The sequence below is a fragment of the Paenibacillus sp. FSL R5-0744 genome, assembly GCF_037972555.1.
Lineage (GTDB): Bacteria > Bacillota > Bacilli > Paenibacillales > Paenibacillaceae > Paenibacillus_AQ.
Genome location: NZ_CP150228.1, coordinates 2,869,437 through 2,881,980 on the forward strand (window position 1 = coordinate 2,869,437; position 12,544 = coordinate 2,881,980).

A 12,544-nucleotide genomic window follows, 5' to 3' on the forward strand; every position below is an offset into this window, starting at 1 on the left:
GTCCGAGAGAGGTCAGTATTCGTAAGGGAAGAACACCTCTCAATGACTACGGGAGGCACTATCGGAAATGATGACTTTAATGAACATGGTGAGGGGAACAGAGAACGATCTACCTGCCAAAGAGATGATCAAGTATTGGAATCATGAGCCCGGAACTTTGAAGCTTGTGAGAGCAAGTAGTAATTTTATTTATACGTTTCAATGGAATAGTAAGCACTATTATTTAAGGTTTACTCACGAAGAGGATAATAGCGCAGAGAATATTCAGGCTGAACTAGATTTTATGATGTACTTATTGGAACAGGGCTATGAGACCGTGGCGCCAGTACGCTCCATGCAAGGGAAGTGGATTGAGACCCTTTTAACTGGAAATGGTAGATATCACGGGGTTGTTTTTGAACAAGCCCAAGGGGAGTACGTTCCCCTTGAAGAGATGTCGGAGCTGCAGTTCCAACATTGGGGTCAAACGCTCGCGAGATTGCATAATTTATCTGAGACGTATGCTCCGAGCACACCCGCGCGTAAAAGCTGGGTCGATTCGCTTCAATTTATTTTATCCGTATTAAGAAGACACCCCGAGGAGCATAAAGCGCTTAAGGAATATGAACGAATTGAGGCGTGGTTAAGTGAGCTCTCTTTTGGCGTAGGACATACGGGGCTGATCCATTTTGATTTTGAGACAGACAATATCTTTTATATGAAAGAGACGTCTCGATATAGTTCGATCGACTTTGATGACTCTATGTATCACTGGTTTGCGATGGATATCACATCAGCGTTAAGAGATCTATCCAAGCAGAATGATGATGAGAGCAAGAAGAACATCGATCTTTTTATTAGTGGATATAGATCTGTAAAGCGGCTGGACGATGAATATATCAAGTTATTGCCAGAATTCCAAAGGTTCTCTGACTTATATGGATTCGCTAGGTTGCTTCGAAGTTTAGAGAATTTGGACGTTTCTATTTGTCCGGAATGGGCACTACAGCTTAAAGCTAAATTAGATGCAATCTGTGATCGTATTCGGGATGGCTTTCATCCACATATTGCGCTGAAGACAATCACTGAGAATAACTGGTATGCCTGTACGCAATTAGAGGTGTCCAATGAGCAAAAAACGGTTTTTCCTGTACCAGTAGTCTATTGGTTAGCAGAATCGGCTTATTGCGGAATGACTCCGTTGGCTTTATACGCAGATGAAGAATTGGTAGGATTCTCAGTATATGCCGTAGATCCTGAGGACGGAAGTTATTGGATTATGGCTTATATGATTGATCAGAAATATCAGAATAGAGGATTCGGTAGAACCGGAATGGATGCCTTGATTCGAACTATAAAAGCGGAACATCACTGCGACAAAATCGTTATTGGACATCGAATAGAGAACGAACGTGCTTCGAACTTATATACATCCCTTGGATTCGTTGAAGTGAGCAGGGATGAGGTTGAAGTCATACGTGAGTTGATAGTGTAAAAAGAAAAGAGGCCGTTCCAAAAGTAGTTTTTAACTACTCGGGAGCGGCTCTTCTTGTTATCCTGTAAATGACGTTCCAAATGATGATCCAAGTGAAGTTCCAAGTGAAGTTTCAATAGAACAATTAGGGAATTTCTCCCTCTAATTCTGAGAATATTGGTTGCCAGACTTATAATTAGGGAAAACCTCCCCTAAATTCGTCTGATTTGATGAGAATCAAAGGAATTATCCTGATTTATAGGGAGGAATTCCCTAATTTCATTCATTATTAGCGGATATCGACTTTTTATAGGGAGTTTTTCCCTAATCAGTTTTAAACCATCAAATATTAGCCCACTCCTGCTCTAAAGAGGAATAGACGATCTCGTTGCACCATTGCTGATTACAGAATCTAGTCTCCCTAAGAACCCCATCTTTTAACATTCCTGCTCTAATCATTACTTTCTCAGATTGCACATTCTCGGCGTTGGCATAAGCAACAACCCTATGTGCATTAAGAGAGCTAAAGGCATAACCTATCAGGGACTTCACGGATTCAGTTGCATATCCCATTTTCCAATAGTCCGGGAGTAGGACCCAACCGATTTCCCATTCTCTGATTTCTTCCCAGTTTAACTTTATGCTGACATTACCGATGGGCTTCATATCCAGCTTTGTACATATTGCAAGATCATAATATTGCCGTGGATCACATGTTGCTTGAGACAAGATCGAAAGGAAGTCATCTTTAATTTGTTTTGCATCAGGTGCAGTGTTCTCATATTTGTAGGATAGGGGATTTTGTTCTAGTTCTTCATAAAAAGAAGAATCACTGCTTGTATAATCTCTTAAAATTAATCGGTTCGATACTATTTCCATGAATATAGCACTCCTAGTTTAAGTTTTAATTGTTCTTCACAGTTGCTACCGCCTAATACGATTACAAAGACTCTGTTATACGTACTCTGTAACTTCTTGTAGATCCATGTAATTTCCTTTATTTTTCATAATATTTACACATTATAAAAATATAAGCTTAACAACCTTCCATTTTTATCTACAAAAATAGTGGAATTGTGATAAAGTAATATTGGTTTATTTACTAGAGGGGGATTTTGGAAATGAAAATGATTAAATGGGGCATCACTGCAGCGCTGGCAGTATCTATGTTTGGTCCAATTCATACAGCGAAGGCAGCAGATACAAGTGTACAAGCAGAGACTACGACTCAAAACAACGATGATCTAATCTTTAAGATGGACTATACGGAGATGACCGTTGGTGACAAGGTTCCGGTGCAGATTTTTGCAAAAGGTCCAGATGGCTCATCGGAACGTGTTCCACTGTCTCAAGCAGATATGGTGATCGAGAAGCCTTACTTATTGCAAAAGCTGCCAGATGGCTCAATGAAAGCATTAGCCGTTGGTGAAACAAATGTAACCGTACGTTCAGGAGCTAATTCCAAAACGTTAAAGGTATCTATCAGTGCTGATAAGGACATCGAAAATGGTGTATTAATCAATGGCACGATGTATTTGCCTGTACAAACTACCTTTAAGAGTTTAGGTGCAACTATTCAGACGAATACAGCCACTAAGACTTTTAGTATTCGTGTAGGGGATTTGCCTATTCAGCTTCAACTGGGCAGCGATATTGCTATGGTGAATGGGAATAAGGTGAAAATGAGTGGTAAAGTGCAAACCGTGGATGGAGGAGCAGTATTCCCTGCTACCCTCTTAAAAACAGCATTGGGAGCAGTATTGGACTTTGGTGCTCATTATGAGTCTTTGAACATCAATTTCGGTAAAGCTGAGTTATTTGCGTACACAAAAAATACGTTAAAAATAGCCAAAAGAGAATCTCAAGGTGACCTCGCCAAGCTAATCGGAAAGACTTATTGGTTCAACCAGTATGATTCCGACTATAAATTCCAAAAAGCAACGATTGTTGATATTCTTGTGAACGACGATAATGAGTTTTCGATTTCTTTTCAATTGGCATCAGGTAAAATTGTGAATTCTTATGATATGGAATACGATCAGGTCACTCGCGATCTGGCAAACAAAGAGTATTTCTTTACGTCTGATCCTACCAAAATCTATAAATGGTCTAATGCGATTTGGGCCAAAATCAAGGCGGGTACAATTTCGACAGGGATGACGAAGCAGCAAGTAGAATTAAGCTGGGGCACTCCAATTGATAAATCAAGTCTATCCGGCAGTGGAATTACAGTTGAGACTTGGCAATATAGAAATTATAATTACGTAACCTTTACAAATGGTGTTGTCTCTATGATTTACACAAATTAATGTAAGGGAACTATAACTTCATTTTAAATCAAAGGACGCCTTCAGGTTCATCACCGGGCGTCCTTTTCATATATTCGAACGCCTCATCATTGATTTAGTCATAGAGCCTGTCTCTGAAGCATATCTTTTGAAAGAAGCACTTTCAGAATGAAATGTTGACTATTTATTGACCGAAATGAGGGGTTTATTCATGGCAAAGTCAAAACGTGGACATGCACTGTGGAGTTTACCATCCAGGGGTCGGGGTACTTGTCCGGTCTGTCAGAGCACACGGATCAAACTGCTTTATCCAAAAAGAAAAACGGACGGATCAGTCGTTAAGGTTTGTAAGCGTTGTGACAAGGCGCCTCAGACGAAAGTGGATGCAGTGTTGGTGTAAAAGAGTAACGCAAGGATGCCTAGTTGTAGCTATATGCATTTTGCATGTAGGTACAACTAGGCATCCTTATTTTGAAATATAAGAAAGTATAAATTTCACACTATGCTTGATATGAAATTATTTCAGCGTACGATGAATGACCTGATCACGTCTAGGTCCCACAGAAACAGTAGAAATACGTATTCCAATAGACGTTTCAATAAAGTCTACGTAACTTTTAGCTTGCTCTGGCAGCTCGTCGAAGTTTGTGATATGGGAAATATCGCAGTTCCAGCCAGATAAATACGTTATTATCGGTTTTGCTGTGTTTAACTTATTTGTTGCTGGAAACTTGTCGGTGATTTCCCCATTTTCAAGTTCATAGGCAACGCAAACCGGAATCTCATTTAAATAACCAAGAACATCCAGATTGGTCAGCACAACCTCCGTTGCACCTTGCATCAGGCAACCATAGCGTGTAGCTACTGCATCAAACCAACCCATACGTCTAGGACGACCCGTTGTTGCTCCAAATTCCCCAGCATCGCCACCTCGTGTGCGAAGTTCATCCGCTACAGGGCCTTCTAATTCAGATACAAAAGGTCCGGCACCAACACAACTGGAATATGCCTTCGTTACAGCGATAACATTCGTGATGGCAGCCGCAGGTAGACCCGCGCCGACAGGTGCGTATCCGGCAAGTGTCGATGAAGAGGTAGAGTAAGGATATATACCGTGATCAGGATCGCGCAGAGCGCCTAATTGCCCTTCAAGTAGAATCGTTTCTCCCTTTGCATAAGCTTCTTGTAGTATTTCTGTTGTATTGGCAACATATGGTGCCAATTGCGCAGCTTCCTTTTGTAACTGAGTCATTAATTCCGAGACTTGGATAGGGGCTTTCTTATATAAATGCTCCAGCAATACATTTTTTGAAGCAAGTAATTGTTCGAGACGTTTCTCAAGTCGGGCGGGATCAAACAAATCTGCAACTTGTATCCCGAGCTTCGCATATTTATCCGCGTAGAATGGCGCTATTCCTCGTTTGGTTGAACCGAACCCTTGTGACCCAAGTCGTTCCTCTTCCAGCTCATCAAACAAACGATGGATCGAAAGTACGATTTGAGCACGCTCAGACACGTACAACTTCGGCTGTGGAATCCCTCTATCTGCTAATGCTTGTAATTCCTTTACTAATACTTCTGTATCAAGAGCTGTTCCTGGTCCAATAATGTTTGTAACTGAAGGGTAAAATACACCAGAAGGCAGCATATGAAGCGAAAATTTTCCATACTGGTTAATGATAGTATGCCCAGCATTACTTCCACCTTGAAAACGAACTACATAGGATGATTGAGCGGCTAGTACATCAGTCATTTTTCCTTTGCCTTCATCTCCCCAGTTAGCTCCTACAATTGCGATTACGGTCACGTGATTACCTCCCAAGCTTGTGATTGGCTACAGCTCTAAGTATAATGCTAGATATAACATTAGAAAAATTGATATATGTAATATCTATTATAAGGTGAGGTAATGACTTGGGAATGGACATCAACTTGGAATGGTATCGCTCTTTTTATTGGGTAGCACAAACAGGCAGCTTAACTGCGGCAGCAGAACGGCTGAATATCACACAACCCGCGGTGAGTCACACGATTAAGCAATTGGAAGAAAAGATGGGCGGCCCCTTATTTTTCCGTACCTCTAGAGGGGTGGATCTAACAACAGAAGGAAAAGTACTGCTGCGATTCATTGAGCAAGCCTTTCAGAATGTGGAGATGGGTGAGCGAGCGATTGCTGAAATGAACAATTTAAATAGTGGGGAGATTCATATCGGTGCAAGTGATACCCTCTGCAAATATTACTTGTTATCTTATCTCGAGCAATATCATGAACAATATCCTAACGTACGTATTCATATTACGAATCGAACAACACCGGAAACGCTCACGCTTTTAAAAGAAGGCAAAATTGATTTCGGCATCGTAAGCTTACCGGCATCTGACAAGCAGATTGAATTTCGTAAGAGTACACGGCTCCAAGATTGTCTTGTAGGAGGCAAGGGCTTCCGTCATTTAGCGGATAATACGATGCCGCTTTCAAACATCAAGCAGTACCCATTGTTGTTTCTGGAGCCAGGAGGCAGCACTAGAAAATATATAGATGGGTTTCTTGCCTCCAATCATGTGACGATAAAACCAGAGTTTGAACTAGGCAGTGTAGATCTTCTTGTTCAGTTCGCTTTGCGTGGCTTTGGTCTAGCTTTTGTTATTCGTGATTATGTAAGGGAAGAATTAAAAAGTGGGGAGCTTGTAGAAATCCCTTTAGATCCGCCATTTCCAGAGCGTAACATCGGGATAGCGACTCTTCGAGGGGTTCCACTCTCTGCTGCATCAAAGTCCTTTCTAACCTTATTGGACTAAATTATATCGCATGCGGGATCATACATATGAGGAGGAGGCTAAGCTATGAGTGATTTGCTTGGTCGGCTACGTAAGGGATACGGGAAAAAGCTGCGTGCACTTCACACCTGGAACGGCTGGATCGTCGTGATATTGGCCTTGACTGGGCTTGTGCTAGTAGGCGGTTTCTGGCGAGGTTTCCTCGGTGAAGGCAGGGTATGGATTAAAGGCTTGCATATTGTGGTAGGAATTGCATCTATCCTTCCAGTGATCTATTATCTTCTGCTGGCCAGTAAACATTGGAAACAGCTAAAGGAAAAACCTTGGCAGCGGTTCAATGTACTTGTTGTGCTCTTCCTGTTGCTTGGGTGGTTCGTTTCTGGTGTATTGTTATGGCAGTTTCGTACGGTAGGACCGCAAGTATCTAATCTTGCATTGGTCGTTCATGATGTCCTGACTTGGATTGGACTGCCTTACATTATCTATCACTCATTGACTCGTGTGAAGTGGTTGAAGGAGCCGAATCGTCGGACCATCAAGAGCGAGGGGAGTGCTATTGCAACATCTCAGAATACTCCGCAGCCAGTCTATACACGTAGAGCTTTCATTCGAGGGACGATCGGTGTAGGGCTTGCCCTTACAATCGGACCCTCATTTGTAAAATGGTTAGGCAGCTCGATTGGAAACATCGGTGGCAGCGAAACGATCGATAAATTAATCGAGAATGACCGCAATCAGCTGTTGCCAGCACCGCAGCCACTGGCGGCATCGTCACCGCCTCTTGGAGGTGGGTCGCAGGGTCAATTCCGTGTTTATACTGTAACCCCTATTCCTGAGTTCACGAACGATAATTGGTCCTTTAAGTTGGATGGTCTTGTTGATCAGAGCTTTACATGGAATTGGGAGCAATTCGTTCAATTGCAACGGACGGTTCAAGTGAGTGATTTTCACTGCGTGACAGGTTGGTCCGTCTATAAGAATACCTGGGAGGGCATCAAGCTGAAGGATCTTCTACAACTGGCTGGTGTGAAGTCCACTGCAAAGACAGTGAAGTTCTACTCAGGGGATGGAGTATATACAGATACCCTTACGCTGGAGCAGGCGGATATGGACGATGTTATGGTCGCAGTGATGCATGATGGGAAACCGATTCCGAGCGATCTCGGTGGACCGGTTCGGCTAATTGTCCCCAAAATGTTCGCTTACAAGTCAGTGAAGTGGCTGAACCGGATTGAACTGATCGAGGGAGAGCATACAGGATACTGGGAGCAACGAGGCTATTCGAATGACGCTTGGGTATAAATGAGTTTACTTAACCTTAATGGGCTTGGGCCTGTTAAGGTTTTTTTGTGATTAGGGATGTAATCACAGAAATATTTCCATATATATAGAAGTGAATCAACGAGGGGCAGAGATCATCTGCGGAAAATTAGTTTTTTTGTAAATAAAAGGAGTATGGTGAGTTAGTTTCTGATAAAATAAAGCAAATGATGGAAAAAGTTACCGGATCGGTTAGGGAGGTGTTTATGTTGAACGGTGCGAGATCCGTAAAGCTATTAGGACTTATAGTTGGCGTGGTGTTACTGAATATTATCGTTTTGTCACCAGGGTTATTAGGGGTCGAAATTGGGGGAGTAAGCGTTCTAGAGACTTCCTTTGGCGTGACATTAGTAGTGATCAGTCTTCTTGTTGTCCTTTATGGAAGTTATAATTTGCTGTTTAAAGCTTCGGTGGTTCCACCTGTAAAAGAGATAAAGACGTATGAGGATTATATAGCAGCGCTCACGCAATACAAAAATGTAAAGGTGCTGAAGAAGGACATTACACTGGCTTTGGATCAGGTCATTCGAATGGAAAAGAAGAAAAATACGTTAATGGTTATCCTTGGTCAGAGATTTGAGCAGTCGGAGCTAAGCTTCAAGAAGTTTGGTGCGGTCAGTTATGAAGTAGAGAAGCTTTTCTATCTGAATATTCGAGGGATACTTAATAAGTTAAGTGTTTTTGACGCTTCGGAATTCTCCCTTTTTGCCAGTCAGCAGAGATCTGCGCAGTTCTCGGATAAATTGGTGCAGAAAAAAACAGCGCTATACAATGAATATTTGGCTTATGTAACAGGTTATCTCGGTGCAAACGAAGAGATTTTGCTGAAGTTAGATCAATTACTTCTCGAAATATCGCTATTAGACAGTACGAATTATAAAGATGTTGAAGATATGCCTTGTATGAAGGAGATCGATGAATTGATCAAACAGACGAAATTCTATAAGCAATGAAAGGAAGATGCGAATGGCTAGGAAAGGGAGAACATTTTTAGTCCTCGGGATTATAACAGTGGTAGTTTTTGCTCTTGTGTATTTTGGGATCACCTTAACATCTAATTTAGGTAAAACCACTACTGAGGTTTCGTCAGAAGATGCAGGAAAGCGGCTGGAAAAACTTTATAAAAAAATTAACGTAAATATCGCGGAGCAAGTTAAAGGACAAATCGACCTTGATCCTGTAGCGATTGGTGATTCCTTGCCGGATATTTCTAAATTTCCTATATCAGTAACCAATACAACGGATAGCTTTGTCGAAATCTTTTCATCCACAGAGAAATCAGGAACGGGTAATGATGGATGGCTTAATGAAGTGGCGACAGACTTTAATAGTTCCAATATAGAAGTGAACGGATTACCTGTTTCAGTAAAAATTCGCAATATTGCTTCAGGAACAGCGACGGATTACATAAGGTCTGGTAAATATATACCAGATGCGTTTACACCATCCAATGAGTTATGGGGTGAAATGGTAAAAGCGAACGGAATGAATACGCAGCTTATAACCAATCGTCTTATTGGTAATGTAGCTGGTATTGTCACGAATAAAACGAAATATGATGAGTTAGTAGAAAAGTATGGTTCTTTAAACGTTAAGACGATTACTGATGCGATAGCGAATAATGAATTATCTATGGGTTACACAGATCCTTTTGCCAGCTCAACAGGTTTGAATTTTCTTGTGACTGCACTTGGGACGTTTGACAGCTCTGATTTGCTTGGAGAGCAAGCGGTTCAGGGCTTTGAGAAATTCCAAGCGAATGTACCTTTTATCGCATCGACTACTTTACAAATGCGTGATGCGGCTAAAACGGGGAAGCTGGATGCTTTTGTATTAGAGTACCAAATATACGCAAATGCCCCCGAACTAAAGGGTAGTTATGTATTTACTCCTTTTGGTGTAAGGCATGACAGCCCTCTTTACGCATTAGGTGATCTTCCACAAGAGAAGCTGGACATTATTAAGAAATTCGCGGAGTTTGTTGAACAGGATAAGTATCAGCGTTTGGGTGAGGAAAAAGGTTTTAATGGACTGAATGACTATCATTCGGAGGTTAATCCAGTGGATGGCAGTCTTTTATCCTCGGCTCAAAAGCTGTGGAAGGAGAAGAAAAACGGCAATAAACCCATTGCGGCAGTATTTGTAGCTGATGTCTCAGGTAGCATGAACGGTGAGCCTTTAAATCGTTTAAAGCAATCATTATTAACAGGACAGAAATACTTAGGCAAAGATAATAGTATTGGTTTTGTTTCCTACTCCGATAACGTTACGATAAATCTTCCAATTGGCAAATATGACACGAATCAGCAGTCGATGTTTGTTGGGGCAATAGATAGTCTTCAGGCGAATGGGGGGACAGCGACTTTTGATGGAATTGTGGTGGCACTCAAAATGCTTCAAGACGAAATGAAGATAAACCCGGAAATCAAACCTTTAATCTTTGTATTAAGTGATGGAGAGACGAATGAAGGACATTCACTGAATGATATCAGGGGCTTAATTGAAACCTACAAAATTCCGATTTACACCATTGGCTACAACGCAAATATTAAAGCACTGGAGAGCATTTCAAGTATTAATGAAGCGGCTAACATCAACGCGGATACAGACGACGTAGTCTATAAAATCGGAAACCTGCTTAATGTTCAAATGTAAGTTACAACTTTTAGGAGGGGTTCTATGTCTTTTACGATGGAAGTGGTAAGTCCGGAGAAATTGAAATCAGCGATTGAAGAACAGGTTAAACCTGAGCCACAGGAAGTAACGCAACTGAAGGAAATGGCGATAACCAATGTCTCGACGATTTTGGAGCTGGATTTAGAATCTTTGGATAAGCGAAAAGAAGTGCTGCAATCCATAGACAGCTTCGGGATGAGCACCATGAGATCGTCTTCAGACAAGAACTCTCTTTTGCAAGTTTCTGTAGGGAATTTATCAAAAACGGGGGATGAAGGCGGGCAAGTAGCTAAAGGATTAACGGAACTAAACCTCCAGTTGAAAGATTTAGACCCAAGCGCAGTGGATTTTGCCAAAAGTGGTCTTCTAGGGAAGTTCTTTAACCCATTGCGGAGTTATTTTGCGAAGTATCAAAAAGCAGATGCTGTAATCTCAGATATTATCATTTCTTTAGATAAAGGCAAAACCGTATTGAAAAATGATAACACTACATTAGAGTTTGAGCAGCAATCGCTTAGAGAGCTCACTAAAAAACTGCAGAAAGAAATTCAGCTAGGAATGCTGATGGATCAGGAGATTGAGGCTCAGCTAGATGCAGCCAAGCTACGTAATGAGTCTGAAGAAAGAGTAAAGTTCATAACGGAGGAGGTGTTGTTTCCTCTGCGGCAGCGTGTGATGGATCTGCAACAGATGCTGGTAGTAAATCAGCAGGGAATTATGGCGATTGAAGTGGTTATACGAAATAATAAAGAGCTAATTAGAGGGGTGGACAGAGCTAGAAATGTTACGGTTTCTGCCCTGAAAATCTCCGTTACGGTGGCCAGTGCACTCTATAATCAACGAATTGTTTTGAAAAAGATTGAACTCCTAAATCAAACAACCAACACGCTAATAAGCGGCACCTCAAAAATGTTGAAAGATCAGGGGGCGGCGATCCATAAGCAATCCCTAGAATCTAGCATTTCAGTCGATACATTAAAACAGGCATTTACAGATGTGCTATCCGCTTTAGATTCGATAAGTACGTATAAGCAGGAAGCTCTTCCTAAAATGCGTGAAACCATTAACCAGTTTAGAGACCTGGCAGATAGCGGAGAACAGCAGATCGTGCGGCTCGAGAAGGGGAATAAGCTGGGCTTGTAGCTATTTCCAGTCTAAACCCATCCTAGCCTTTAGTCTGGTAAGACTCCGGTCCTAAGACTGTTTTGAGCCTTCTCTTTCTCACGTATAATGAGATTAATTGATAACGTGAGAGGAAGGACATAAGAAATGAACGATAAGTTGTATACAATGCCGATCGGAGCGGTAGATTCTATGCAGATTCCCGTAGAATCGAAATCACAATCTAAACCAGGCAAACGTCGATCAAGTCCCAAGACCTATCGGAGTATGTTGTATTTTATAATCTCTTTGCCGATTACGATTGTATATTTCGTGTTTATGGTGACAGGATTAGCATTATCGATTGCTTTAACACCAATTTTCATCGGTATACCCTTGTTTTTCGCAGTAGCTAAAGGGTTAGATTACATTGTGAAATTTGAGCAAGAGCTAGTAAGATCACTACTGGATATTCCTAGACCGAGTGAAGAGCGCAGAACGGATATGAAGCAAGAGGGAGCGGGCTTCCTGCAACGCATGAAGTTAGGTTTTGATGGTGCAAAGTTTGCACGTAACATCATGTTGATTATGGGACGATTCGTATCCAGCATTATCTTCTTCTCACTAACGATAACTGTGGTAGCGGCAGCGCTAGGTCTGATCACACTACCTGTGCTACATCAGATTTTCTTGCAAACGATGGATTTGAATATTTTGGAGAATAGTGTGTTTGCCTTATTTAATATCGACTGGACATTATCTCAGCAATACATTTCCTATGTTGTAGCGGGACTCGTCGTTTCTGTGATCGCAACTTGGGTGATTAAATCGTTGATGGATGTACAGCGTAGAATGTTGTTTGTATCCTACGAGGAAGAACGTCAGTATTAAATGGAAAGAAGCGTAGCTCTTAAAGAGCTACGCTTCT

At 41.5% G+C, this 12,544-nt stretch carries 11 protein-coding genes; 9 read left to right on the forward strand and 2 right to left on the reverse strand.

All coding sequences use genetic code 11. The features are described 5' to 3' along the window. The first annotated feature begins 67 nt into the window (after nt 1-67). Nucleotides 68-1,474, forward strand: coding sequence for a GNAT family N-acetyltransferase (locus MKY19_RS12460; RefSeq protein WP_339803150.1), 1,407 nt, complete (start codon nt 68-70; stop codon nt 1,472-1,474). 321 nt (nt 1,475-1,795) lie between these two features. Here MKY19_RS12460 and MKY19_RS12465 read toward each other — a convergent pair whose 3' ends face one another. Further along, nucleotides 1,796-2,332, reverse strand: coding sequence for a GNAT family protein (locus MKY19_RS12465; protein WP_339803153.1), 537 nt, complete (start codon nt 2,330-2,332; stop codon nt 1,796-1,798). 242 nt (nt 2,333-2,574) lie between these two features. On the opposite strand from MKY19_RS12465, the gene MKY19_RS12470 reads away from it, so the two are divergent. Next, nucleotides 2,575-3,762 (forward strand): stalk domain-containing protein, encoded by a 1,188-nt coding sequence (locus tag MKY19_RS12470; protein WP_339803156.1) that lies wholly within the window; start codon nt 2,575-2,577, stop codon nt 3,760-3,762. Nucleotides 3,763-3,952: 190 nt separating this feature from the next. Further along, complete coding sequence (locus MKY19_RS12475; RefSeq protein ID WP_076121390.1) at nt 3,953-4,141, forward strand: hypothetical protein; 189 nt, start codon at nt 3,953-3,955, stop codon at nt 4,139-4,141. Nucleotides 4,142-4,258: 117 nt separating this feature from the next. Here the strand turns inward: MKY19_RS12475 and MKY19_RS12480 are convergent, their stop codons facing one another. Then, the gene (locus MKY19_RS12480; RefSeq protein WP_339803160.1) at nt 4,259-5,548 is read right to left on the reverse strand and encodes an adenylosuccinate synthase; all 1,290 of its coding nucleotides are present in this window, start codon (nt 5,546-5,548) and stop codon (nt 4,259-4,261) included. Nucleotides 5,549-5,661: 113 nt separating this feature from the next. Here MKY19_RS12480 and MKY19_RS12485 point away from each other — a divergent pair, with 113 nt between their 5' ends. The 6 genes from MKY19_RS12485 (at nt 5,662) to MKY19_RS12510 (ending at nt 12,507) form a co-directional block, all read left to right on the forward strand. Continuing rightward, nucleotides 5,662-6,540, forward strand: coding sequence for a LysR family transcriptional regulator (locus MKY19_RS12485; RefSeq protein ID WP_339803163.1), 879 nt, complete (start codon nt 5,662-5,664; stop codon nt 6,538-6,540). Nucleotides 6,541-6,585: 45 nt separating this feature from the next. Further along, on the forward strand, nt 6,586-7,821 hold the full coding sequence (locus MKY19_RS12490) for a molybdopterin-dependent oxidoreductase (RefSeq protein ID WP_339803166.1): 1,236 nt from the start codon (nt 6,586-6,588) through the stop codon (nt 7,819-7,821). A gap of 185 nt (nt 7,822-8,006) precedes the next feature. Next, a complete protein-coding gene (locus MKY19_RS12495; RefSeq protein ID WP_339803169.1) occupies nt 8,007-8,792 on the forward strand; it encodes a hypothetical protein in 786 nt (261 codons plus the stop codon). 13 nt (nt 8,793-8,805) lie between these two features. Continuing rightward, nucleotides 8,806-10,494, forward strand: a complete 1,689-nt coding sequence (locus tag MKY19_RS12500) for a VWA domain-containing protein (RefSeq protein WP_076282826.1) — start codon at nt 8,806-8,808, stop codon at nt 10,492-10,494. Between the two features lie 24 nt (nt 10,495-10,518). Beyond that, nucleotides 10,519-11,658, forward strand: coding sequence for a toxic anion resistance protein (locus MKY19_RS12505; protein ID WP_339803173.1), 1,140 nt, complete (start codon nt 10,519-10,521; stop codon nt 11,656-11,658). A gap of 126 nt (nt 11,659-11,784) precedes the next feature. Then, nucleotides 11,785-12,507, forward strand: coding sequence for a sensor domain-containing protein (locus MKY19_RS12510; protein ID WP_052404263.1), 723 nt, complete (start codon nt 11,785-11,787; stop codon nt 12,505-12,507). Nucleotides 12,508-12,544 lie beyond the last annotated feature (37 nt).